18 protein-coding genes and 1 tRNA gene are annotated in these 24854 nt (G+C 46.8%); 6 read left to right on the top strand and 13 right to left on the bottom strand.

Annotated features, from left to right (window positions below; translation table 11 throughout):
- Positions 1–173 precede the first annotated feature (173 nt).
- The 10 genes from E4N66_RS08455 to E4N66_RS08410 all read right to left on the bottom strand — a co-directional run bounded on the left by E4N66_RS08455 (position 174) and on the right by E4N66_RS08410 (position 17186).
- Complete coding sequence (locus E4N66_RS08455; protein WP_253727653.1) at positions 174–2759, bottom strand: transglycosylase domain-containing protein; 2586 nt, start codon at positions 2757–2759, stop codon at positions 174–176.
- Complete coding sequence (locus E4N66_RS08450) at positions 2756–4609, bottom strand: glycoside hydrolase family 2 protein (RefSeq protein WP_253727652.1); 1854 nt, start codon at positions 4607–4609, stop codon at positions 2756–2758. The genes E4N66_RS08455 and E4N66_RS08450 overlap by 4 nt, the downstream gene beginning before the upstream one ends.
- Positions 4606–5985: an MFS transporter gene (locus E4N66_RS08445; RefSeq protein WP_253727651.1), complete on the bottom strand. Its 1380-nt coding sequence runs from the start codon at positions 5983–5985 to the stop codon at positions 4606–4608. Before E4N66_RS08445 ends, E4N66_RS08450 begins: the two co-directional genes overlap by 4 nt.
- A gap of 594 nt (positions 5986–6579) precedes the next feature.
- Positions 6580–7287, bottom strand: coding sequence for a DUF2715 domain-containing protein (locus tag E4N66_RS08440; protein WP_253674127.1), 708 nt, complete (start codon positions 7285–7287; stop codon positions 6580–6582).
- Positions 7288–7676: 389 nt separating this feature from the next.
- A complete protein-coding gene (locus tag E4N66_RS08435) occupies positions 7677–7967 on the bottom strand; it encodes a transposase (protein ID WP_044012988.1) in 291 nt (96 codons plus the stop codon).
- 241 nt (positions 7968–8208) lie between these two features.
- Positions 8209–8283 (bottom strand): hypothetical protein, encoded by a 75-nt coding sequence (locus tag E4N66_RS08430; protein WP_253729444.1) that lies wholly within the window; start codon positions 8281–8283, stop codon positions 8209–8211.
- 472 nt (positions 8284–8755) lie between these two features.
- Complete coding sequence (locus tag E4N66_RS08425; RefSeq protein ID WP_253727650.1) at positions 8756–8914, bottom strand: hypothetical protein; 159 nt, start codon at positions 8912–8914, stop codon at positions 8756–8758.
- Positions 8914–10719, bottom strand: a complete 1806-nt coding sequence (locus E4N66_RS08420; RefSeq protein WP_253727649.1) for an ATP-binding protein — start codon at positions 10717–10719, stop codon at positions 8914–8916. Before E4N66_RS08420 ends, E4N66_RS08425 begins: the two co-directional genes overlap by 1 nt.
- A gap of 74 nt (positions 10720–10793) precedes the next feature.
- Positions 10794–16883 carry an Ig-like domain-containing alpha-2-macroglobulin family protein gene (locus E4N66_RS08415; RefSeq protein ID WP_253727647.1) on the bottom strand — a complete coding sequence of 2030 codons (6090 nt, stop codon included), beginning with the start codon at positions 16881–16883 and terminating at the stop codon, positions 10794–10796.
- Positions 16884–17112: 229 nt separating this feature from the next.
- Positions 17113–17186 (bottom strand) — tRNA-Arg (locus E4N66_RS08410).
- A gap of 366 nt (positions 17187–17552) precedes the next feature.
- Between E4N66_RS08410 and E4N66_RS08405 the strand changes: the two genes are divergently transcribed.
- Both E4N66_RS08405 and E4N66_RS08400 read left to right on the top strand, forming a co-directional pair.
- Positions 17553–18188 carry a TlpA family protein disulfide reductase gene (locus E4N66_RS08405; protein ID WP_253727646.1) on the top strand — a complete coding sequence of 212 codons (636 nt, stop codon included), beginning with the start codon at positions 17553–17555 and terminating at the stop codon, positions 18186–18188.
- Positions 18181–18984 carry a cytochrome c biogenesis CcdA family protein gene (locus E4N66_RS08400; RefSeq protein ID WP_253727644.1) on the top strand — a complete coding sequence of 268 codons (804 nt, stop codon included), beginning with the start codon at positions 18181–18183 and terminating at the stop codon, positions 18982–18984. The genes E4N66_RS08405 and E4N66_RS08400 overlap by 8 nt, the downstream gene beginning before the upstream one ends.
- A gap of 44 nt (positions 18985–19028) precedes the next feature.
- Here the strand turns inward: E4N66_RS08400 and E4N66_RS08395 are convergent, their stop codons facing one another.
- Complete coding sequence (locus E4N66_RS08395) at positions 19029–19940, bottom strand: selenium metabolism-associated LysR family transcriptional regulator (protein ID WP_253727643.1); 912 nt, start codon at positions 19938–19940, stop codon at positions 19029–19031.
- Between the two features lie 28 nt (positions 19941–19968).
- Positions 19969–20787: a M23 family metallopeptidase gene (locus E4N66_RS08390; RefSeq protein ID WP_253727642.1), complete on the bottom strand. Its 819-nt coding sequence runs from the start codon at positions 20785–20787 to the stop codon at positions 19969–19971.
- 123 nt (positions 20788–20910) lie between these two features.
- Between E4N66_RS08390 and E4N66_RS08385 the strand changes: the two genes are divergently transcribed.
- Positions 20911–21477, top strand: coding sequence for a redoxin domain-containing protein (locus tag E4N66_RS08385; RefSeq protein WP_044012964.1), 567 nt, complete (start codon positions 20911–20913; stop codon positions 21475–21477).
- Between the two features lie 305 nt (positions 21478–21782).
- On the top strand, positions 21783–23087 hold the full coding sequence (locus tag E4N66_RS08380; RefSeq protein WP_253727640.1) for an OmpA family protein: 1305 nt from the start codon (positions 21783–21785) through the stop codon (positions 23085–23087).
- Between the two features lie 134 nt (positions 23088–23221).
- Here the strand turns inward: E4N66_RS08380 and E4N66_RS08375 are convergent, their stop codons facing one another.
- Positions 23222–23497, bottom strand: coding sequence for a GNAT family N-acetyltransferase (locus tag E4N66_RS08375; protein WP_253727639.1), 276 nt, complete (start codon positions 23495–23497; stop codon positions 23222–23224).
- Positions 23498–23601: 104 nt separating this feature from the next.
- Between E4N66_RS08375 and E4N66_RS08370 the strand changes: the two genes are divergently transcribed.
- The gene (locus E4N66_RS08370; RefSeq protein ID WP_044012959.1) at positions 23602–23859 is read left to right on the top strand and encodes a hypothetical protein; all 258 of its coding nucleotides are present in this window, start codon (positions 23602–23604) and stop codon (positions 23857–23859) included.
- A gap of 23 nt (positions 23860–23882) precedes the next feature.
- On the top strand, positions 23883–24854 hold the full coding sequence (locus tag E4N66_RS08365; protein WP_253727637.1) for a TRAP transporter TatT component family protein: 972 nt from the start codon (positions 23883–23885) through the stop codon (positions 24852–24854).

Here is a 24854-nt window from a genome sequence, read left to right as displayed (position 1 = left end):
CCTTTAAAAGACACTCGTTCAGAGTGTCTTTTTTTTTCGCAAATTAAATCTAAGGGAAAACCGCTGAACAAAGCTTACCTTTCAAAAACTGATTCGCAGTCCGCAAAACGGATATGATAAATTATTTCCTTACAGAACAAACCGATAAGACTTGCGTTTTTAGAGGCTTCTACTCATTCAACGGTAAATACAACCGATACCTCTTCATCGCTGCAGCGGACGATAAGCCGGTGTTCTCCTTTTTCCAGCGGAAGGCTGCCTGAAAACGGGCGGTTTAGGGTAATCGGAGCGCGGTCGTCGTAGCTAATGTATACGGTATCTTCCGCTCCGCCGGTAATTTCGATTGGAACGCCGATGCCTTGGTAACGAGCATTGCTGACAAAACGGCTGCCGTCTGCCGGCCGGATGACAGTTAACGCATTGCTCGGCTCTCCGATTGTACCGTGCCGTGTGATGTTCGCAAACCAGCGCCGGTATTCTTCGGGGTATACGGTAACTGAGCGTCCGTTTTGTATTTGATGCCAGCTGCATTCATCGCCCGCTTGTTCATATTCGCCGGTTTCCCGTTTATATGTGCCGTGCCGGTTGGGTGCGTTGGACGTGCCGAAGTTGCCGTATCCGCGCTGTCCATTGTACCTGTTGTGCTCGTTGAAAGCGGTGAATGCGGACGGTAGATATTCCTGCACGGTGTTGTGGCATGCATGACCGGCGGGCATTCCCGAAAGGGCGCAAACGGATTCGCGGCGCCAGTGCTCCGGTTCTGCAAAGTTTTTTGCCGGTACCGGAAGACCGTCCGCGAAGGGCTGGCTGTGCAGCCGGACGAGTAAGTTCCGAGCAATCGAAGCGGGAGCGGAGCTTCCTGTTTTTCCGATGACGGTATTGCCTGCAAAATTCCCCATCCAGATGCCGACGGTAAAGGCTGATGATGATGCGAGGGCGATAAGGCTTTGAAATTGATTTGCTGTGCCTGTTTTAAAGATGGAAGGGAAGGGGGTGTTCAGGGGTGAAGAGAAACCGAATCCCTTTGCCCTCGCTGCGGAATCTGAAAGGATTGAACAGATGAGCCGCGCGGTGTCTGCGCTGAAAACCTGTCTCGGTGCGGAAAAGCCGTCGGCAGTGCTCCCGTCCGTAAATGAGCGCAACGGAAGGAGTACTCCGTCGCGCGGAAAAACGCTGAACGCGCGTACCAATTCATAGAGGGGAACCGGTACGCTGCCGAGTGCAAGCGACAGTTTTACATCCGAGCCTTCCGTATCGATAGATTGAAAGCCGACTTCCTCTAATGTATGCAGATAGGTTTCGATGCCGAGTTCGTTGAGGAGATAGACGGCGGGGATGTTGAGGCTGGAGGCAAGTGCAACCCGTAAGCGGACGGGACCGTTAAACCGATTATTAAAGTTGCGCGGGATATATGCTTCCTCCTTTCCGAACCGTATCGGAATATCCGGCAAGACATCCGACGGCTTCCATCCTTGTTCCAATGCGAGTGCATATAAAAACGGTTTGGAACTGCTTCCGCTCTGATTTAACGCGGTAACGCCGTCGATTTTTCCATTACTTTCATCGTCAAAATATGAGTTTGAGCCTACCCACGCAAGGATATTTCCGGTTGCGTTTTCGATAACGAGAATGGCGCCGTTGTGTACGCGCGCTTGAGGATTGTTTTTCAACTGAGCGCGGAGGAGCAGTTCAGCCTGAGCGGACAAGGCGCTGTCTGCGGTTAAATACCAGTCGGGAGGTAATGCTCGGTGCGCTGCTTTGGGAGATGCCGATACGGACCGGTGCGCTGTCTGTAGCTGACTGTTTTTCTGTGGGGGACTGCTGCCCTGCGCAATTTCCGCGCTGCCTTCCGGTTGGGGCTGAGTACCGCCTTGCGGAACTTCCGGTTGTCGGTGAAAATCACCTGCTTTATATCGCCGCACAAGGTATTCGATGTAATGAGGCATCCCGAAGGGGTATTCAAAGCGGCGTGCACTGCGGGCAGCCTGCAGCAGCCGGTCTGTAAGCGGGGTGTCTTGCTGTCCGTTCTGCCCTTCGCTTTCTTGCATAAAGACGGAGCGGTAGAGCGCGGCCGCTTTTTCGGCACAGGCTTCGGGATGCTCAAGCGGGTTATAACCGGCCGGACGGCGGGGGATGACTGCGAGGCAGCAGAGCTGTTCCGCAGTCAGTTCCGAAAGCGGCAGTGCGAAAAAATTCCTTGCTGCCGAGGTAAGGCCTTCGGTTTGGAAGCCAAACGGAAGGCTGTTAAGATAGAGTTCAAGAATAGCCTGTTTTGAAAGGTGCCGCTCAATCCGGAGCGCGTTCCGAGCCTCGCGGAGTTTTGCAAAAAACGTGCGCTTTTTTGCCGGAACGACGAGGCGGGCGAGCTGCATCGTAACGGTAGAAGCGCCGCTAACCCGCTTCCCGCTGCTGATATTTTGATAAGCCGCCCGTGCAATAGCGGCAACATCGATGCCGCGGTGGGAGAAAAAATCCTTGTCCTCCGCAGCGAGAAAGATGCGGACGGTGTCGGGCGGCATCGATTCATACGCCGTAAACTCACGCCGTATGCCGTCCTCCAGTGCGAGGATTTGAATAAGGTTGCCGCCCCGATCATAGACGCGGGTGCTCCAATCCCGCTGCATAAAAGCGTCCAGTTCCGGAAACGGCAAAAAGAGCGAAAGCCAACTGCCGATACAGAGTACAATCAGCAATGCTGCCGTGCCATACAGCAACTGCTTTTTAGATAATCTGCGTGTATTACTCTGCCGTATTTTCATAACCGTTTATAGTCGGCGCAGTTTTTTTTGAAAAGTTCATGTAACGTTTCGGCAATCTGTAAGCTCAAGTCCATATCCAATTTTGTTTCTTTTCTGTCGTAAGTAAAAATACCGTTCACCTCATCTTCAACATCGCTCACTTGAGTGTAAATTGAAGCGCTCAATCCCTTTTCCATTGCCGGATATACATCGGTTTCATAGAGGTTCCGGATACCGCCGTTTAAAGATTGCGTATCTTTGAAGATTTTATAACCGTATAAAATATCGGAGGATGTATGACCGTCCACGGCTAAGCTGAAACCTCCGAATTCGGTTAAGGCTAAGATCCGGTTCAACGGATCGGGTTTCGGGCGGAAGGATTTAAAATAAATGTGATAGCTGTGGAAATCTCCGGCCCCTTGATCAAAATAGCCGCTTGCATGATCGATGAGCCTCGTGGGATCTTTTTTATGGACGTATTCCGCCATTGAGGCTGCTTCGAATTGCCCCCATCCTTCATTAAAAGGAACCCATACCGAAAGGCTTACCGTATTGTACAGTAAATCGATGGTACGTTCGGCATCGCGTAAAAATATGTTTCGCCCCTTTTCGCTTTTGCGTCCGTGGAGGGCATAGCGGTTTTTCCTATCGTTAAAATTGAAGCCGAGCCACGGTGCATATTGAACGACCAACGGTTTATACGGGCCGCCGCCGCTGACAAAATCCTGCCAGACAAGCATTCCGAGCTTATCGCAATGGTAGTACCAGCGGAGCGGTTCTATTTTAATGTGCTTCCTCAGCATATTAAAACCCATATCTTTCAGTTTTTTAATTTCCCAAATCATCGCCTCGTCGGAAGGCGGCGTATACATTCCATCGCTCCAATATCCCTGATCCAAGAGTCCGTGATGAAAGATCGGCGCTCCGTTTAGACTGAGAACGGGACCGTGTTTGCCGTTGATGATCCCGAATTCCCGCATACCGAAGTATGAAGTTACCGTATCCTCTCCTGCACGGATTTCTACATCATAGAGGAAAGGATGTTCGGGACTCCAACTCTTAAAATCGGCAGGCATTTTTATCCGCAGCGGATTGGTTGTGAGCGTGTCTTCCGCAATTACAGAACCGGAGTCAAAGATTTTAATGCGTATATCATTATCACGTTTAACATATCTATCATCAAGGCGATGCGAAGGGTGTCTATCGTTTCCGGTGACATCGGATCCGGTAATAAAAACCGAAATTTCAACTTCACCGGTTTGATAATGAGGCGTTATATTGATCTTTTCGATATGAGTGCCAGGAACTTTTTCGCACCATACGGTTTGCCAAATACCGCTTTGACCCGTGTACCAAATCTCTCCTCGGTTTAAGGTTTGCTTACCGTAGGCTTCATCACCGGTATCGGTATCATCGGTAACTGCAATGATGATTTCCGTTGTATCATCAATTAAAAAATCACTGATGTCAAAAAAGAACGGCCAGTATCCTCCCGAATGGGAACCTGCTTCTTTACCGTTGACATAGACGGTACAGTGTTGATCTACCGCTCCGAAATGTAACAGGATCCGCTCACTCGGTTTACATTGTTCAAAGTTGAATGTTCTGCGGTACCATAGCGTTTCACCCGGAAGCAACTGCCGCTGTACATTTGACAGGATTGTTTCCGGAGAGAACGGTACGATTATTTCTCCGTCCCATATTTTAGGCATCTGTTTATCGGCGGTTATCGCGTAGTCCCATGCTCCGTTTAAGCACTGCCATTCTTTCCGCGCCAACTGAGGACGGGGATAATCGTTTAAGGGCTTTTGCTTGTCGAGTGTTTCACCCCACGGTGTGAGTAAAGGTTTGATTGGTTTGTTTTTTCTCATGTTATTGTCTCGATGGTAAGGCGATCGTTTCTGCGCCGGTTATACATTTTCGATGCGAAAAAGAGCGGGAAAAGTGCCGTTACCGCTAGAATTGCTCCCCACAGATAGATGGATTCTGCGGGAATATTTTCGATGATTCCGAATTCATTCGCGATGGAGCCTGCTCCGTTTTTAACAATGATATTGCCTATCACGGTTCCGATAATCATCGGGGTGAGGACGAAAAAGAGAATACGGATACCTTCAAACTGACCCCGTGCAGTTTCGGGATAGAGTTCTTTCACCCAGATGGTCATCGATTGCGTAACGAGAATTTGTCCTGCACCTGCAAGGAAAACGGAAAGGAATAGCGGAATGTTTTGCACGCAGAATACCGTTTCCGTGTTAAAAGCTGCGGGCTTTGCAAAGAGCGATAAAATGCATAAGCCGATGATATTCAGAATAATTGCAAAACAGGCAAGCTGCGGAGTACGCCTCTTATTGATAATCCCGATTGCAGGGATCACCAGCAGGGACGCGGCAACTAAACTTAATCCTTGAATAATGCCCATGTTCCCTGCGTTAAAGCCCATGCGGTAAATCATCCAGTTTCCCATGTGGACAAAGTAAACATTGAACGAAACAAAGAAAAGCGCTGTTGTAATGCACGCAAGCATCAATTCTTTTTGAGAAAAAAATCCTTCCGCTTTAAAGATCGAGCTTAATTGCTCCCAAAATGAACCCGTTTTGTAGGGTTTTAAGTTGGGAGCATCTTTTAATAGAAGAAGAGAGAGAAGCCCTGCAAGGATGACAAAGATACCCATAGACCAAAACAACCGTTGATAGTTATTTTCGCTGCCGATGAGCAAACCGCCCAATACGGTGCCGACGATGGTGCCGATTATCGGTTGAATTGCGAGCACGGCTCCGACTTGACCGCGGTTTTTATCGGTAGTCATGTCATTGCTCCATGCGTTGTATCCCGAATCGTTTCCCATAGAGCCGAAAAAGCTCATAACATCATCGGCTAAGATAACAAGAACTGCCGCCCAGATTGAAGCTTTTGCTCCGGTTCCGACCTGTCCGTGTCCTACAAATTCGGTAAGACCGAACAGAATCGTTGTCAATCCCCATACGATGTAGCCTATAGAGATAAATCTTCTTCTCGAACCTATCCTATCCGACAGTGTCCCGAATATGAAGGTTGAGAATGTTGTGACCAAAGCGCTGGTAATAACCATGAGCGTTACGATAGAGGAATCTTTTGCAATCTTTGCATACACAAAGGTATTAAACCATTGATTTTCGATATTCCAGCATAACTGCCCCGCAAGACCTAAGCCCCACATTAAAAACCAAAACCGTTTTGTTCCAATAAGACTTTTTTCAGTTTTCATCACGTCTATCCAAGATAAAGTAAGGAGTGTTAAAAGTTTGTAATTCGTGGTATGTTTAGATTAGAAAGAAAAAACAATACCACAAAAGAAATTACAGACCTGAATCAGTGTAACGCAAACTTAAGATAATTGCTATCCTTGATCAACTTTGGTGAAGTTGTTGCGGCCACTTTGAATACCTTTTGTTACGCCACACATAAAAATTGGATTATAGTGTTGAGACCATCGGGCTGATCCTCTTCGTACATCAGATTCTTAAATGGATTTCGTTCAGAATCACTCAAACGCAACAATATTATCGCACACACCTATGCTGTAAGTTTAAACCGCAAACCGGCAAGTGCTTTACGGCTATGACGGCAACCTAAATCTACAGAAAACCTCTCAAAACGGAAGTTTTTAGAGGTTTTCCTATATATCTGATTGGCAGTTTTATAGCAAAACATACGTCATAATTATGTATCCAATCATCGATTTTGCTCATTTGTATGTTGCTGTATTTACCTATGGTAAGTTTTTCGTAAAATAAAGCTCTTGCTCAATAAAAAAGGCAGCTCATTTAATGGGCTGCCTTTTTGCGTAAAACAATTAAAATTAGAACTTTAGCGAAAGACCTAACTTTAAGTTTACACTGTTAGCAAGAATATCTTTTAGCTTATCTTTATTTGAAACATTGATGGATGTACTGCCAAGCTTGAAAGTTTTTTCAACCCTTAAGGGTACAAAATAGAAAGTATCAGCTATGCCGCCGTAAATGCCTATCATATCGGTAAAATAAAAACTTGCTAAAATATTTGCACCTAAACCGAACATAACATCCAACTTTTCGTATGATGCGTTAAGAGCTCCTATCTTCGCAGTTTCCGTCGAGCTCACCGCATTTAAACCTAAGCCGCCGCCTACAAAGAGGTTAAACCTTGATTTTTCAAAAAATGTATAACCTGCTCCAATCTGACTATCGAATATAACATGACTCTTTTTTATAAAATTTTCTGTCCCGCCGCTTACATTATTAAACAAATCCTTATGGCTCTTTCCGGGAAAGGCAATTTGAGCCATTAGATAAAAAAATTCGGCTCTCAGATCCACTGCGATTCCAGCCGCATTGTTGCTTTCATTTCTAAGATTTTTTACTGCATTTTCTAAATTAGCTAAACCCAATGCAGTGACATCGCCTTCGTTTTTACTGTGAACAAAATAATTCGTAAAGGCAGGACCGAACGAAATCGAAAAATCTGCAAATGCAAAAACAGCAGATGCAAGCGAAAGAACCAAAACCAAAACCATCTTCTTGTGCTTCATAATTAACCTCCTATAAAACACATTTTTTCTATTTATAACATATATAAAATAGAACCTAGTATCATATTTTAAACTCTGATAACGGAACCTGCTCCAATTATACAAAATCTTAAAGGGAATAGCAAGCTTTCTGAAGAGTCTGTTGTTATGAAGAGTCTGTTGTTATGAAGAGTCTATTTAATTCTTATATAAATTAGAAGAAGTATTACCCAAAAAAACACGGAAATCAATTTTTGAAAAAAAGGATGTTTAAGACTTAAAAAATATACTAAGCTGATAACCATGGGATGAGACGAATTAATAGATAGCCTTGATGAGCTGGAAACGAAGCGTGAATATGACGAATTTTTGAGCCTGTCAGGAAAATTGTGTAAATGGATATATACGTATTAGCAGATTGGAACCCGTTTGTCAAATAGTATGGCAAACTGATTTACTGCTAATGCCCAATTTCTGATCGGCATCGTCCAGCGTTTACTCGCATTCCGTATCGCCAAATACATCACCTTATAAATCGAATCGTCATCTGGAAAACTTGATTTATTGCGCGTGATTTTTCTTAAGCTGAAGTTCAACGACTCAATAGCGTTTGTTGTGTAAATGGCTTTTCGTATGTCCATCGGGTAATTGAAAAACTCGATGAGCTCATTCCAGTTTCTCTCCCACGCCGCCTGGATCATCGGGTATTGGTCATCCCATAAAATTGAACAACTTCCAAAGTGTGAACTTTTGAAGTTGTTCAATTCGTGCGCGAAAAGCGCACACGTCAATAAGCGAGGTTTGCATTTATGCAAACTCGACGGTTAAGTTGGACGGCGCTATTTCAGACGGCCAACTTATACCTTCCATTTCTTCACGAATGCTTCCAATGCATCATGTCCGGCATCAGCTGTAATGGCTGAGTATACTTCTTTTAGGTCTTTACATACTGCCTTGAGATCTGCATTGCCTAAAATAAGCGCTGTATAATCTTTGTAAAATGACGATCTTAAACATCATCACATAATCATACGCCGGTCTTCCGCCAAGACCTTTCGATTCTTTTTGTAACGCTTTCTTTAGAATCGGTCTAAATAGTTCCCAATTTATTTTTTATTTAGTCTCTCAAGGTTGTCTCCGAGCTTGCTCAATACCTTAAACCGCTCTTCTTCATCAAATAAGCCTCTGCCTTTCATGCTTCTACTTTAGCATTTTTTACATCTTTTTTAAGAGGTTTTTAGAGGTGCCCTATGGATTATTTCATGGTTCGAATTTCCGATATTCGGAATACTGTTTTTTATCGGTATTCCGGTATGTATCGTATTTGCTATCATGTATTTTAGAAATACTAATCAGAAAATAAAGGATGAAAAAAAGGAGTATGAAGAATTTAAGGCGTGGAAAAAGAATCGGGAGCGTTCTAGGGAAAATAATTCTGTAAACAAGTAAAATCGATTTTACAGAATATCCCTGCAAGGTAACCGACTCACTACTTATTTTGTATATCTTCCGCCTTCAATTCCTCCGTAAGATAGTCGTCGCTCATACAACGCATATCGGAAATGCCGTTAAGCCGCGAGTGCTCGGTGTCAGGCTGAGCAATAATCCGATCAGAGCCGTGATACACGATTATACTTTTATCCCGCATTACCCATGAGCTACCTGCCAGTCTTTAATCGTACGCTTTTGTTCATCAAATCCCACACCGATGAGTACCACCTTCTTTCCGTCCATCTGATATTTTGCTGCATATTCTTTCTCTTTTATCTGATTGAGTGCATCCTCTGCACTACCGTTACCGGTGAGCTTAAACTCAAAGAGATAGATTGTTTCTGCAGTAGTAACCACGCAGTCCGCAACGCCAAAACTATACATCCGTGTATAGTTTTGGCTGCGAGTTTCGGCACCGCCGAAACATCGCTGTTGCATGGAACCACCGCCATCCGTGGCAGTTCTGCTATAGCAGTGTACCTCGGTCTGTACAAACTGTCCCATCAGTGCAAAGACCAAATACACTGCCGTTTGATAGTTTTGTTCTCGCAGCTTGCTCAAAGATGTACATCCGTGTACATCTTTGAGCTGCAAGTTTGCATGGCAAACTTGTTTCTGCATGGAACCATCGCCATCCATGGCGATTCTGATTGTGCGGTTTTCTTCGGTGAAGTTATCATACGGTATACCTGCTATGATTGACTTCATCCGTTCCATAAAAGAGTCAACTTTCCCCTCACGGATGTCTTGTACAAACTGCCATACCGACTTGCCTGTATCACCGAGCGGCAAACCTGAATATGCAGGCAGTAGATTCTCTAAAAAGCCGTATCGTACTTCATCATTCGGAAAGCCGAGCTTATACAGTCGCGCTTCTTTGCTATACCCTATAATCGTCAAGTACCCTGATTGAAACAGAATGGGTAATGCATTTTCTGTTACCGCACGATACGTTTCCAATCCTGCTTCATTGAGTTCAACATTCCCATCCAAATCAGGGATAAAATAATGCGCCTCTTTTAAGTAATTGACTAAAAAAGTCGGTGTTCCCGTACTAAACCAATAGCTGCCAAAGTCTTTCGCCTTAAATGCACTTAAAAGACTGAAGGGGTTATACACATTCACGCCGGCTTTTGCAAAGAGATACCCGTCATACTGCTTCTTCAAGGTCGCAAGCGTTTTACTTCTCGTCAAACCTTCTGCGATACTCAATGCTTCTATCTCCGGCTCAAAATTCTGCTCAAGTTCCTGTTCCGTAATACCGCATATTCCTGCATAATCATTGCGTAAGCTGATATCTTCAAGATTGTTCAAGTCGCTAAAAATACTGATTTTGCTAAACTTAGTAACCCCGGTGAGAAAAGCAAAGCGGATGTATTGATCGCAGGTTTTTATCACCGAATAGAAGGCTTTCAAGATAGTTCGGTACTTTTCATTGAGTTCTTCGTTGACACCCATCGTTTGCAGTAAGGGTTTATCGTACTCATCTACGAGAATAACCACCTGTTCGTGCGTCATCTCGTATATCTGTTTGATGATTTCTTCAAGCCGTTGTGCTAAATCTCCTTGAACAGAAAGTATTGCATATTTTTTTTCAAGCGGGGATAAAAAAAGCTCGATACGGCTTATTAAACTCTCGAGTGTGTCATACTGCCCCGTATTAAAATCAAAGTATAGTACAGGATATTCCTGCCATGTGGCTCTATTCTCTTGCATGGCGAGTTCTTCCTCCGCCTCTTCGAGATATAGACCCCTGAACAGCTCCTTTTGCCCGAGAAAATACGCCTCCAGTGTTGAAAGAAACAGGCTTTTCCCAAACCTGCGCGGGCGGCTGAGAAAATAGACTCGACCGCCGGTTACTAATCGCGCAAGATACTCTGTTTTGTCTACATAGAGATAGCGGTCATTCCGTAAGACCTTAAAGCTCTGTACGCCGATCGGCAGTTTCCGTAGAAAGTTCATACCGATATTATAGCACGGTTATTGCCGTTCCGCAATTTACTCAGTCTGATACGTTTATCCTGCCGGTATATCCATCACTTAATCACATACAGCACTCCGCCGCTTCGTCCGAAGATTTCGTTTTCGTACATACACTCGGCGGTTGCGGGCGGGCAGGGGAACACTCCGCGGCGGGCTGCACGGAATTTAAAGCGTACCGTGGTGCCGCCTTTGTCCCAACTGTTCCAGAAATACTGAACTTCGTTGTCGTATATCTGCTGCTTACTTGGATCCCGCCAATCAGTCCACGACTCTTCCGTATCTTTTTCCTCGTAATCGTTTGATGCAGTGGTAACGAAGGCTGCGTCTAAAATTTCCGCGCCTGACGGAATGGGCGCCCGCAGTGCGACAAACGTATAGTCCTTTCCCGACGAGAGGCGGATTGCCATTTCGTAGGTTTTGCCGCTTTCGAGGGTGATCATCGAGCTGTTCTCCGAATTCGGCGTTACGATTTTATCTGCGGCGATGTCGCGGATAGTACAGGAAACACCGAGCCCTTCGTCGCGCGGCTGCTGGCGTTCCTGCGGCAGTGCATACGCAAGCGAGGCTGTGTAGTAGAGCTGTCCCGTACCGGTTTTGGTAAAGCGGAGCGGCAGCAGGGTATCCCGCTTTGCTCCCGACACCGGCTGTTCTTTAAAGGAGAACATTTGGAAAACAGGTTTTGCTGCCGCTCCTTTGAACGCCGCAGTGAGAAGGTCTCCGCCGGGCAGTGACGCCGCAGCGGTGAGGTCGGTAGCATCAAGCTGCGCATACTGAATATATTCGTACACTGCTTCCAGCACGTGAGCGGTCGTTGCCGTATTTTGCCAATAGCCGCCCTTTTGACGCTGGAGCAGGGTGTACAGCACTGCCCGTACTGCATCCTCGCGGCTATGGTCGGGCGCAGCTTTTACCAAGCTCTGCAGAATAAGCGCCAAGTCGAGGGAAATGTCATTCCCGTACCAGAAGCGGTAGCCCTGCTGCGGCGGCACCGCGAGCGATACGCTGCGGGTGGTAAAGCGGCAGGAGTTTATAATCCGCTCAGTGCACTTCGCCGCCTTTGCTGCATCTCCGGCGCGGTTCCGCTGCGTGTAGGTTAAGCTCAGCAATGCAAGGGCTGCAAGATCATTCGGCTGCGCGGTGTAGTCTTCCAGCTGAGGAATTACACGCGCCTGAACTGCCGTCAAAATGCTTTCATCAAAACCGGCGTTGTTCATTGCCAGTACAAAGCAGGCGTAGGCTTGTAAGTACGGCGAGAGTGCTTTCCTATTTGCAAGCAGCTGCGAGCGAATATAGTCGGTCAGTTTTTTGGTATTGACGGCAATATCATCTTGGCTGTATCCGCGCTGCTGTGCGGCGGCGCAGATATGCGCAATTCGTAAGCTGACATAAAAATCCGTATACCAGCCGCCCGGCCAGTAGGGAAAGCCGCCTTCGGACGTTTGTTCCCGCGCCCATGCCGCCATCGTTTTTTTGACCGTGTGCCGGACATTCGGTACCTTACTTTTAAGCGAGAATACGTCGATGTAGTTTTCAAACAGGACGAGCGGCAGAATGCGGGCGGACTGCTGTTCCATGCAGAGGAACGGATAGTCGAATACGTAATCAATAGCCGACGACAATGCGCCGAGTCCGCTTGAATCCAGCGTCAGACTGAGCGATCCGGTATTTTCATCTGCCATAGACGGAATGATCAGCCCCTCGGCTGCTTCGCGTTCATCTTTTGCGAGAGCGCCGGTTGAAGTTACGGTTTCAAAGACAAAGGGTCGTTCGATAACGAGCGGCTGAATCAGTTTTTCTTTGAGCGCATCGGAAGAAACGGTAAACACCGCCTCTACCGTGCCCGCCTTTACCGCTGCAATATCAAAGTAGACCGCAGCCTGCTGCCCGCCTGCAACGGTAACCGTATGCGTTGTTTCCCCGTCGATAAAGGCGTTGTCTGTCACTGTGCGATCGCCGGCAGTATCGGCCGTACCGTCTTGTGTCTGAGCAGCACGAACCGAGGCTCCTACCGTAATGGTGTGAGCGCGGGTGTCCACATTGGAAATGAGGACGCCGCATTCTGCCGTATCTCGTTCGCGGAGGCGGCGGGGCATAACCGGCAGGATATTGACGGTGTTCTGCACGGTAATCTCTTCTTCGTGCAGGGCAAAAAGGTCGGTATGTGCTCCGACGGCGGTAAGTCGGTAGCTGGTCAGCGTATCCGGCAGTTTAAAGGTTGCCGTTACCTTACCGTTTGAATCCGTCTTTAAGATAGGAATGAACACCGCAGTCGGGTTAAAGTTGCTGCGTTCCGTTTCATCATCTCCTTTTCCGCCGTCCGAATCGCCGCCTGCAAGGGTTTTCGCTTCTTCCATAACGGGATCCATCAGCCACGCGCGGGAATCTCCGCCGACGACGCCGAGTTGGAAATTATCGGGATCATAGAAGAAATCAAGCGGATTGGGCACGTGATAATCTATTAAATCGAGGACACCGCGATCTACGGCAAGCAGGGTGAGTTCCGCATTGGCGAGCGGCTTACCGCCTCTTGTTGCCGTCAGCGTAACGGTTGCTTCCTCTCCGGGCTTGTACACGGACTTATCCGCGGCGAGTTCGACGGAGAATGCTTTGACGCGGGCATTTACAAAGATCGGCGTCATACCGAAAATACCTTTCGGCTTATCAAGGTCAAGTTCACCGTGCTTGTGCTGCGGCTCTTTTGTCCGTACTGAATACGACGACACCGCGACATACACCACGGGAATATAGTTGCCTGCGATGGGGATTTCCAAAACTTGCGTATTCCCGTCGAGTTCGCGGACTTCTTCCGTAAAAATACCTTCGCGCTCCACCGTGATGAGGTATCTTCCCGCAGGGAGCGGGCTTTGCATCAAAATGCGGGCGGTGTCACCGGGGTTGTACAGCGATTGGTCGGGCGTTAGGCGCACGGCATCTTCATAATCGCGATCCCAAAAACTCGCGCCCGATCCGGTAACATAGAAGCGGTAATCGGTTTTGAATTTCCGTCCTGCGGTATCGGTTCCGCTCATACTCAGAATATATGAACCTGCATTTTTCGGTGTTACCTGCACCGTTCCCTTTGCAGCGGGTTTCACGGTTGCCGTATACTCGGTGATGTTTTCTTTTTCGTAGTTTGAGTAAATACTGCCGCCCGAACCGCGCTCCTGTACGAGTTTCCAGTCTTCCCTGATCAGCTCAACGATAAAATCTCCTGCGGCCGGTTTGGTGTCGCTAAGCGGATTGCCGTCGGGGGAGGCGAGGATGAACGGGAAGGTGAGCTTTTGTCCCTTTTGCGCAAAGCCGGCAAGGTTTTCAGGCCGTGCAAGTCCGATGTAGAGCGCTGCCGGATGTACCATAACGGTATTCCGTGCGGAAATTTGCTGATTGCTGATGTCGGTTATCGAAACCTCGGTGCTGTAGCGATAGGGGAGGCCGATAATGCCTTCCGAAGCCGCCGCTTGGCAGGAAAGTTCCGCCGTACCCGTGTTCGACAGTTTTCCGGAAAACGATGCAACATGATCGATACCATAGCCTTCTACTCCGAATCGATAGTCCTTCAATACCGCATGGTGAGGGCTGAAAGAGGCGCCTTGACGCATCCAGCTTCCGCTGTATGCAGCCTTACCAAGCCCTCCGCCCGAAAGGTACGAGGCGGATATCGCCGCTTTGATAGTATCTCCCATGATGACCGGCTGTTGCGGCATAGTTACTTCCGCCTGAAATTTCAGCTTTTCAAAATACGCAACGGTGATGGGGCATTCCTGTGCTTCGTTGTTGTTATCGTCGTCAGTCCGCCGGTAGGTCAGGCTGTAAGAGCCGGGCGCTAAATCTTCCGGTAAATCGAATGCTCCCCAAAAGCTCCCCGAATCGGTACAGGTGCCTTCCTGTTCTGCAACGTCTACCTCATCTCCTTCCGATGAATAACCCGATAACGTAACGGTGTACTGCCCCTCGTACGGCGCGAAGGTATTGAATGTTTGTGTGCGGTCGATACCTCTGAACGAAACCGTTTCTCCGGGTTTATACAGCCCTCTGTCCGAAAAGAGGAACGTCCGCTGATGTGTTTCAGCAACTTCCGACGGATGGTACGCTGCAGGAACATCGAAGCGCCATGGGCTGTGGGTATGCGGATAAAAAACAGCTTTATCCCCGTCTTTTTCTACAAATACGGCAGTATAATTTTTCGCATTGCGGAAAAAGCGGATACTTTTGCTTCCGTAGGGAAGGACGGCAAGCCCTTCTTTATCGGTGGTGCCGGAGGCAAAGGATTCTTGCGCACCTTCTTCGGGGCTGACCGCTTCATTCTTATCGGTTTTTGCGTCGTACAGGTATACCGAAGCGCCTTCAACGGGTTCCCCTGTCGAGAGCTTAGAAACCAGCACAACGGTTTTATTGAGCGCGGAACGGACGGTAATGCCGATGTCCGTTACCTGCACGGTCGAAGTTCGGTAGCTGACACGCGGCTTGTTATTCCGCTGAGAATAGGGCGGGAGTGTTATTTCCGTATCGATGCAGACAAAACCTTTGCCGTTTTCAAGGTAGGGGTCAAGGTCGGCGAGTTCAAACAACCGTTTATTCCGTACGGAAGCATCTAAGGTCTTTGCCTTTGAACGGTCATAAGCCTCTCCCCATGAGCTCAGATCAAGCGGGTTGTCGGTTTTTGCGATTGCATAGCTCGACGGGGAAAGAATATTTTGATATTCAAGGAGGTATTTATGCGGATACGCCGCTTCCAGCATCAGATGTCCAGTATCGGTATATTGCACAAAACTCGGTGCATCGGGAACGGTAACCGTATAGGATGCAGCGGAGGCAAGAGCTCTGCCGTAGGTGTCCTTTATGCCGTTTTGTACGGTAACGGTGTATGTTTCTTGGGGTGCGACCGGCAAGCCGTGAATAAGTACGGTTGAATAGTACGATGTTGCATTGTGCACTTCGATGTTTTTTTCACCGAATGTAAGCGCCGGTTGTATGGAAATATTGTTGAGTACGGTCTTTTTATCCACCGGATGGGAGAACCGGAGGGCTATCGGGTTTTTATAGCCGTAGTCGTTATGATAAACCGATGCGTCCTTGCAGGTAAACGGCTTGAGCGTATGGTATTGCGCCGTGGTGAGAGAACCGTCCGGACGCTTTGCCGCTACGGTAACCGTTGCATTAAAGGGGATTTTTCCATTGATATTCACCAATACGGTAAAGTTGTTTTCCCCTTCGGGGCGGGTGACGGTATAGCGGTATGGAACCGCTTGTTTTCCGGCTTCTTGTACCGATACGGAAAGAATCGATTGCAGTTCGGCAGGCTGTACCGGATAATTGAAGCTGAGCTGCACATCGTTTGCCGCTTCCGGAATCAGGTTGTCGGTGTTGATGGGTATCCACCGGTCGGAGTTTTTCCGCAGCATATAGCCGGGCTGAGAATAGGTGATTCGGAGCACTTCGCTGGTAACGGTGAACTGTCTTTTTCCTTCTATTTGTTTTCCGTTGAGCGCCCGTACGCTGTCTTTAACGGTTATCGTGTATTTCTGTCCGGGTTTAAGGTTTTCTTCAGGTTCAAAAGCAAGGTACCGCGAGCCGTACCAGCGGAATATGCCTTTTACGGCTGGACTAATCGATAGGTATGGGGACTCCGTTTCCGGTTTGCCGAGGGCGCCGATTGCCTTAACCGGCAGCGAGAACACGACATAAAAGGACGGCGAGGTTACCGCCGCGGGGATCTTGCCTTTTGGTCCCCAGTCGGCAACCGTGAGCGCTCCGCTCTGCGGGAGATCGATGGTTTCCGCTACGCCTTTGGTTTGCTCGCCGGTCTCTGCCGTCAATTGAGGCGTATAGGAGGTTTTGTATGCCGTAAGCGCCCGTACCCCGGGAATAACCGAGACATCTTTTGCCGATGATTGCGGCGCGGGCGCTTTAAACGCCGGTATCTTGGAGTTCTGTTCGGGTTCGGGCGTTTCTATTGCATACTGCGGTAAAAACTGCTTTTCAAAATCCGAAATATTAGGATCATTGTACTTGCGCTGCGTCTGTTCTTGCAGCTTTGCGATATACGCTTTTTGATTCGCATCGCCCGAACTTGAACCTTTGCCGCAGCCGGCGATAAGGGCTGCCAGGGTTATAATCATTAAAACAATACCGGATTTTTTCATCGCTCTTTGTACTCCATTCAACTCATCAGTAGTTGGGCCACTTAAAAACTAAAGGTTTATAAATGCTTCTATTATTATACAAGAGCCACAGTGAATATACAACACGGTATTTCACGGCTATTGGGATAATCGCCCGGAAGAAAATTTTGAGTTGATTATTTGTGCAGATGAAAGGTAAAAAAGATAATATGAAGTATCTTTGCTATCGGAAGCCGGCGGGATGATACGATGAGACCGGCGGGATTCGAACCCGCCACCTACTGCTTAGAAGGCAGTTGCTCTATCCAAATGAGCTACGATCTCTTGAACTCGCAGTGTTCACTGCAAATGTGCTATATGTATACAATAGGAGTGAAAAAAAGTCAAGGTTTATTTTCAGCCGCTGAAATAGCGCGGCTGAAAAACGCTGCGAGTTTGCTTACGCAAACATCGCTTATTGACGTGTGCGCTATCGCGCACGAATTCAACGGTCTCAAAAATTGATATTTTGTTCGACTGTTGAATTTTAAGGAACCTATCGTGCAAACGCATCAGACTGTTTCTAGTCGCCCCAATTATTTTGCACTTTTGCTCTACTCTACCTAATGCATTTGCCCTGCTGCTGAATTATTTAATTAAAAATCATTCCGAATATTTGACTTCTTGGCGTAAATATACTATTTTGTGTGCATGAAAATATTATCTTTATGTCTCGTTTTTAGTATTTTTGCGTTCGGCTGTTCCGCGAAACAAGCGCAGGCCGCCGCTCCTGTTACAACGCCGGATGCGAGGGCTCAGTCAAGCGCCGCTGCTTCTGCGGCAGTGCCGACCTCTGCGGCTCAACATACCAATACCGATCCGGTCTCGGCGCTCAGTTCGCTTGGGTTTTATGTGTATGACCAGCCGATTGATTTGCCGATAGCGGCACCCATACCGGCACTTAAGGGTGAGTCTGTCAAAGTGAGCGATTTTACCGGTAATATCACGCTCCTGAATTTTTGGGCGACATGGTGTCCGCCGTGCCGTGCCGAAATGCCCTCTATCGAGCGCCTATACAAGCAGATGAGCGGTACAAACTTCCGGATTGTTGCCGTCGATGCCGGTGAGCATCGTTCACAGGTGGCGTCTTTTATCGAAAAAAATAAGTATACATTCCCCATCTATTTGGATGAATCGAACGAATTGTCGTCCATTTTTGCGGCACGCGGTCTCCCTTCTACCTATCTGGTTAATAAAGAAGGAAAGGTTATTGCCGCGCGTATCGGGGCGATGGAATATGACCAAGCGGAATTGATAAAACTGCTTAAGGAACTGGCTGATGGGTAGTGCCTCTCTTCCCGGCCTGTTTGGGGCTTTTTTTGCAGGGCTGCTTTCATTTTTAAGCCCTTGCGTCTTGCCGCTCATTCCGGTTTATCTTTCGTTTATTTCCGGTGAATCTTTGACCGAAATCCGTGAAGGCGGCAGCGGCCGTATGCGCCTTTTTCTGCGAAGTGTCAGCTTTGTGCTTGGGTTTACGGTGGTGTTTGTGCTGCTCGCTATTCTTTTCGGTACGGGTGCACGCTTTATCGGCAGTTCCGTACCGCGTATGATTATGCGGGGGGCTGGGGTAGTTGTTATTCTGCTCGGTCTTAATATGCTCTTCGATTTTATCCCTTTTTTACGCGGAGAGATAAAAGCACAGGCGCCGAACACTGCTGCAAGTTTTTCAAAGGCTTTTGTATTCGGTATGTTGTTTGCCGCCGGATGGAGTCCCTGTATCGGGCCGATATTGTCGTCTATTCTGCTCTTTGCGGCTCAGGCAGGTAATATCACAAAAGCAACCTTTTTGCTTGGGGCATATTCGCTCGGACTCGGCATTCCTTTCTTGCTGGTAGGGCTGTTTTTTGATAAAGCGGAACCGGTGTTGCAGTGGTTCAAGCGGCATACTCGTGGAGTTAAGATAACTGCCGGATTGCTGATTATCTTCTTCGGTATATTGATGGTAACTGCCGGGTTAGCGAGTATTACAACCTTCTTTGTAAAGATAGGCTATGCGCTTGAAGAATATGCGCAGACGGGAACTCCTCCGTTTAGCACTATTGCCGGTGTACTTGCCCGCTGGCTGCTGTTCCAAGGTGTTTAGGGATTGTTTAAGCTCAAGGGCATCCTTAAAAGAGAGAGATGCCCTCAACTTTTTGAAAACTTATTTTGAGAGTATTCAAGAGCGCAGTTTAAAAACTCCTGCAAATATGCCGGAAGCGTAATCTTTTTATTCCATACAAGATAAAGATCGCGGTAGCGGTGCGGTATATGCTCAAGAGAGAATGCAAGCAGTTCTCCGCGGTCAATCATATCGTCTACGGCAATTTTGGAAATAAATGAAGTGCCTGCTCCCTGTGCAACGAGTCGCTTTATCACTTCGATATTGTTAATCGAGGTGATAATATGGAGCGATTCTATAGAAATATTTGCAGTGTTGAGCATGAGTTCCATATTTTGCTTTACCGCAGATCCGCTTTCCCGTACGATGAGCGGTTCCTGTGCGAGCCGCTTTAAATCAGGCTTTGTCTGCTGTAAAGCCCGATAATAGGGAATATTGGGTGTGATAAAGACAAACTCATCCTGATAAATCGGCCGGAATTCGCAGTTTTCATCATCGGTTTTCATGCCGACAATTCCTGCATCGACCTTTCGGGCGGAAATCCTCTTAATCGTTTCGTAGCTGTTTTGTTCTTCTACTTGAATAAGAATATTGGGGTGGTCTCTTCTGAACCGGCTTAATATAAAAGGGAGAATATAGCCCGTCGGAATGGTAGATGAGCCGAGCCGTACTATCTTTCGGTTTGGATTGATAAACCGATCGATAAGCGACGAACGCTGTTGCAGCAAATCTTTTGCTTCGCGGTAGAGTATTGTTCCCTCTTCCGTAATTTTCAGCTCCCGCGTGGAACGGATAAACAGCGGCGTGTCGAGTTCTTCCTCAAGCTGCTTAATGTGCAGGCTGACCGTCGGCTGCGAAATATTCAGTTCTTCCGCCGCTGCAGAAAAGCTCAGGTTTTCGACCAGCTTTACAAATACTTCAAGGTGCTTGAATTCCATATTTTCTCCAACGGGTAACTCTACGGTTTTATTTGCCGCGCGGAGCCTTTGCAGGATCAAGCGGTTTATTGTTTGCGTATACCATAAAATAAAGACGCGGTGTACCGGTGAGGGAGTCTGCGGCAAGAGTACCGAGTTTTTGACCGACGGTAATGTGTGCACCCGCTTGCGGGAGTATCTGTGCCAACCCTCCGTATACATAGACGTGTTTTGTTTTTGATTGAATAAAGATGACCTGCCCGTATCCTCGGTGCGGACCGATTGAAATGACACGCCCCGAAGCGATAGCTTGTACGGGAGCATTCGCTGTCGAATCGATAGCAACGCCGTAGAGTTTCCCGGAAAGATACGAAATATCGACAACGGAAACCGGCCACAGCAGGTTTTTATCGATTGATTTTTTTACGTAAGAGCGCGGATCCTCCCATGAAGCTTGAGCATTTTGTTGAGTGGTCGCAGTATTTTTGGGAACTGCAGCAACGGCTGTTTTTTCTCTTTCCGGCACAATCAATATTTTTCCGACTTTTAAGACGGCAGAGTCCGAAAGACTATTCGCTTTCCTCAGAGCTTCGACAGTAACGGAGAATTTTTTTGCAATACTGTAAAGTGTATCTCCTTTTTGTATTGTATATGTTTCGGGAATATAGATTTTTTGCCCAACCGTAATTTTCCCCGCATCGCTAATGTTATTCCGCTCTAGGAGGATAGCAACCGGCACCGAGTACTTGCGGCTGAGTGCATAGAGCGTTTCGCCTTTCTCCAATATATGGAGCGTATCTGATGAATGGACGGAGAACACCGCAAGAGAAAAAATAAAAAGACAGACGGAATAACAACGCTTAGGCATATTCGTCTACAATATCGGCGGATTACATAAAAAACTCAATACCGCGGTTAGCGCGTACTAGACATTTAGAGGGGCTTTCATTATCATCGTAACGATTATTATTTCAAGTTATAGGAGCATTTTATGGAAAATTTAATCGGAACAAAGATTATTGATTTTACCCTGCCTGCCTACTGCAAAGGAAAGTTTACCACGGTATCAAGTAAATCGTTGTTGGGTAATTGGTCTGTGTTTATGTTTTATCCCGCAGACTTTACATTTGTGTGTCCGACCGAATTAGCCGATTTAGGTAAGCTGTATCCCGAATTTCAAGAAATCGGATGCAAGGTATTTTCCGTCTCTACCGACAGCGAGTTTGTACATAAGGCATGGGCTGATGCAAGTGCAACAATCAGTGCTTTACCTTATGAAATGATTGCCGATAAAGCGGGTGTTTTTGCTGCTTCGTTGGGTATCCTTGTACCTGAGACATGGGTCGCACTCCGCGGTTCTTTTGTCATTGACCCTGACGGTATCATTAGAGCGTATGAAGTACACGATAACAGCATCGGCCGCGATGCTTCCGAATTACTCCGCAAGGTGCAGGCCGCTCAGTTTACTGCCGCACACGGCGATCAGGTATGCCCCGCAAAATGGCATCCCGGTGAAAAAACGCTGTATCCTTCTATTGACTTAGTTGGAAAAATCTAAAAGCGGCTGCTTGCAAACCTCTAAAAACTCAACGGTTTTTAGAGGTTTTTTATATATAACGGGTGGTGAACATTCAATTCACCTGCACTGTCAGCTTTGAAGTGAATGGTAGGTGTTCATTATCTGGAGGGCTTGAAAAAGAAAAAACCCTGTAGGCAAAAGGAGGAAAAAATCCTACAGGGCAACTGTAAAGGAGGTACATTGAATACTCTTTGATAGTACGTATCGCAATATACACCACTTAAACAGACAAAAAAAGAAAGGTTACATATTTACAAAAAATTATGAAAATATTAGGGTACGGTATGCAATTACTTTTTTCTTTTTCGAGTACTATGAACAGGCTTAAACATTTTCCCCGGATGCGTTTTTCACGCCTTCTCTTTTTGGGCGTTTTTTTTGTAATAGGAGGATTATCTCCGCTGCATGCAGAAATCTTCCGGTTCAACTTTAGGGATGGGGATACCTACCGAATCAATTCTACCGTTACTGAAGATGTGTATTTGAACGGGCAATTTGCGCATCAGGCTTATATCACCAACCGTGTTACCGTGGAAGTGTCGGATGTTCAACCGGCATCAAACGGACAGCCTTCCTCCGCGCTTCATACCTGTACTTTTATGACAAGTGAGCAAAACAGCAACAGGACGTTCTCGTGGGGACGCGAATATCCGAGCGTATTCCGCCGAGATGAGTTCGGTATTTACACCATCGATGAACAGTATTTTATGCCGGTGGTGCGGAATGTGCCGGTTTTCCCTCAGCATGATGTAAAAATAGGGGAAAGTTGGCAGCACACTGCAAGCGAAGCACACGATCTGCGGGATAACTTTAATATTCAAAAGCCTTTTGTCGTTCCTATCGACGTTACTTACACATATAAAGGTCTTGCCGAGCATGAAGGAAAAACCTATCAATTAATAGAAGTAAATTATGATCTTTATTATGATATTCCATTAAAAAATATCCAGAATAAAAGAAACGGAAGCGCAACATTACCGATGCTATATCCTGTCCGTACCATGGGCTATTCTAAGCAACGCCTCTATTGGGATAGTAATGCAGGTATGCTCCCCTATTATGACGAAGTATTTACCATCATGATGGAGTTAAACACGGGGGCGGTAATAGAATATCGCGGTACCGCACAGGCTGAAATTACGATGCTGCAGCGTATGAACAAGGAAAAAATAGCGGAAATGCTCGATAAACATATCCGGGATATGGGTATTTCGAATACAACCGTAGAAAAAAGTGATGAAGGAATCACGATAAGCCTTGAAAATATTCAATTTGAACCCGATTCTGCACGACTTCGGCCGTCCGAAAAAGAAAAGATTGAAAAAATAGGAAAGTTGTTGAGCGCATATCCCGATTATGAGTTATTGATTTCGGGACATACAGCGCTGGCGGGTACGGCTGAAGCAAGGCAGGTGCTGTCTGAGCAGCGGGCAGCGGCTGTTGCAAATTATCTGGTAGAACTCGGTGTAAGAGAACAACACCATGTTTTTACACGCGGGTTCGGCGCAGAAAAACCGATTGCGCCTAATACTACGGAAGCGAACCGAGCACGGAATCGCCGTGTTGAAATCACCGTGCTGGAAAAATAACCGATATTTTCCGCACTGTCCTGCCGCTTAAGATTGTAGAGCATCTCTAAAAGCTATACCTGAGTTTTTAGAGATGCTCATTAATATATCTTGGAGTTCAACAACTGCCAACATATTGTGACAGTCGTTGAATTTTAATGTGCGACTAAATCCGCGTATTCCGAATGTTTATTGAACCAATCGGCTGCATACGAGCATTGAGGCCGTATTTTTTTTCCGTTCTTTTGAGCATAGTCTACGACTTCTTTAACGAGCTTCCCTGCAACGCCCTGTCCGCGTAGCGAGTTATCAACAAAGGTATGGTCGAGGCAAACCGTCGAGTCATTCTCCTGCGGAAAGGTAACCTCGGCAATAACTTTTCCGGTATCGTTTTCGGCATAAATTCTATTTTCTTGGCGTATAAACTCCATCGTATTCTCCTTGCGGAAAGCAGTATGACATAAAATAGAAAGAAATTTCAATATGTCTAGCTATCATATTGCATTCAACGATAAAAACTTCTATAATCGACTCTATGTCCGAGATTGTTGGCTGGGAAGATAAAAAATATCAAGAGGTTTTCGATGATGAAACCCGTCTTCTTGTCAGGCGGAGAGCTGCCGATCAAAGCTGCTCCATCGACGATATACAAGGTATCCTCGACTCGCTCTATGTTTTTGATGGTAATAATGCTACAGGACGGAGTTCCGTGCAGCAAATCGTGCTTTCTGCAACCATCGCCGCTTATGAAGCCTTTATTCATCAATGGCAAAAAGAATTAACCCTTAAATAAAGACCGAGAAGGAGAGACTTCCGATGAATGTAAATTTGAAAAAGACATGCGTTTACCTAATGGGATTATTTCTGCTTTTGAGCGGCTGCTCTATTAAACGTATGGCTTTCAACGGTATTGCAAACACCCTTGCACCTTTCCCTGCACCGAAAAGTGATGCTTCGGGAGGAATTGATGCTGCGGCAGCCCTCACCGGTGAAGATGATGTAAAGCTAGTCTCGGAAGTGTTTCCGACAGTATTAAAAATGTATGAAACATTGCACCTCAGTAATCCCAAACACCGCGGATTGGCCGTTATGTCCGGTTCTCTCTATATCATGTATGCGAATGCTTTTGTTCAAACCCCTGCCGATTACATCCCTGAAACGCAGTTCCAAAAAAAGAATCTTGAGTATTTGCGTGCGAAAAAATTTTATCTCCGCGGAGCCGATTATGTGATGCAATCGCTTGACACCGCTTACAAGGGATTCGCAGAAGCGATGGCACATTATACGGAAGACAAAAGCGCTGCTTTCCTTGCACGCTGTAAAGCCGCTGATGTTGAATCGCTGTATTGGGCAGGCTGCGGTATTCTTGGGGCGTTTTCACTTGATCCGATGGATACGGATGTGTTTACCTCAGTGCCGGGCGCTGTAGCAATGCTTGAGCGGGCAGCAGCGCTTTACCCTGGATTTAATGCCGGTGCTATTTGGGAGACTCTTACGGCCTTTTATGCTGCTGCTCCTGAATCCTTGGGAGGAGGTGCAGATAAAGCGGAAGATGCATATCAGAGAACGCTGGAGTTGAGCGGCGGGCAGCGGCCGTCGGTATATGTCCTCTATGCACAGACCTTTTGTATTCCTGCACAGGACAGTGCCGGTTTTGACGAGGCCTTACGCAAAGCATTGGAAATTGATTCTGCAAACCAGCCGAATAATAAGCTTACTATCACCCTCAGCCAAGAAAAAGCTCGATGGCTGCAAAAAATGAAAGGTGATTACTTCTTAGGTGATTGA

Source organism: Treponema sp. OMZ 857, from assembly GCF_024181085.1.
In the GTDB taxonomy this organism is placed as follows: Bacteria; Spirochaetota; Spirochaetia; order Treponematales; family Treponemataceae; genus Treponema.
This window is presented reverse-complemented; position numbering and strand designations above follow the sequence as displayed.

Excerpts from the sequence above, each read along its gene's own strand:
- E4N66_RS08440 (WP_253674127.1), bottom strand. The coding sequence starts at position 7,287 with ATGAAGCACAAGAAGATGGTTTTGGTTTTGGTTCTTTCGCTTGCATCT.
- E4N66_RS08445 (WP_253727651.1), bottom strand. The coding sequence starts at position 5,985 with ATGAAAACTGAAAAAAGTCTTATTGGAACAAAACGGTTTTGGTTTTTA.
- E4N66_RS08365 (WP_253727637.1), top strand. The coding sequence starts at position 23,883 with ATGAATGTAAATTTGAAAAAGACATGCGTTTACCTAATGGGATTATTT.
- E4N66_RS08425 (WP_253727650.1), bottom strand. The coding sequence starts at position 8,914 with ATGCGGGATAAAAGTATAATCGTGTATCACGGCTCTGATCGGATTATT.
- E4N66_RS08370 (WP_044012959.1), top strand. The coding sequence starts at position 23,602 with ATGTCCGAGATTGTTGGCTGGGAAGATAAAAAATATCAAGAGGTTTTC.
- E4N66_RS08390 (WP_253727642.1), bottom strand. The coding sequence starts at position 20,787 with ATGCCTAAGCGTTGTTATTCCGTCTGTCTTTTTATTTTTTCTCTTGCG.
- E4N66_RS08415 (WP_253727647.1), bottom strand. The coding sequence starts at position 16,883 with ATGAAAAAATCCGGTATTGTTTTAATGATTATAACCCTGGCAGCCCTT.
- E4N66_RS08435 (WP_044012988.1), bottom strand. The coding sequence starts at position 7,967 with ATGATCCAGGCGGCGTGGGAGAGAAACTGGAATGAGCTCATCGAGTTT.
- E4N66_RS08455 (WP_253727653.1), bottom strand. The coding sequence starts at position 2,759 with ATGAAAATACGGCAGAGTAATACACGCAGATTATCTAAAAAGCAGTTG.
- E4N66_RS08405 (WP_253727646.1), top strand. The coding sequence starts at position 17,553 with ATGAAAATATTATCTTTATGTCTCGTTTTTAGTATTTTTGCGTTCGGC.
- E4N66_RS08380 (WP_253727640.1), top strand. The coding sequence starts at position 21,783 with ATGCAATTACTTTTTTCTTTTTCGAGTACTATGAACAGGCTTAAACAT.
- E4N66_RS08450 (WP_253727652.1), bottom strand. The coding sequence starts at position 4,609 with ATGAGAAAAAACAAACCAATCAAACCTTTACTCACACCGTGGGGTGAA.
- E4N66_RS08395 (WP_253727643.1), bottom strand. The coding sequence starts at position 19,940 with ATGGAATTCAAGCACCTTGAAGTATTTGTAAAGCTGGTCGAAAACCTG.
- E4N66_RS08400 (WP_253727644.1), top strand. The coding sequence starts at position 18,181 with ATGGGTAGTGCCTCTCTTCCCGGCCTGTTTGGGGCTTTTTTTGCAGGG.
- E4N66_RS08375 (WP_253727639.1), bottom strand. The coding sequence starts at position 23,497 with ATGGAGTTTATACGCCAAGAAAATAGAATTTATGCCGAAAACGATACC.
- E4N66_RS08420 (WP_253727649.1), bottom strand. The coding sequence starts at position 10,719 with ATGAACTTTCTACGGAAACTGCCGATCGGCGTACAGAGCTTTAAGGTC.
- E4N66_RS08385 (WP_044012964.1), top strand. The coding sequence starts at position 20,911 with ATGGAAAATTTAATCGGAACAAAGATTATTGATTTTACCCTGCCTGCC.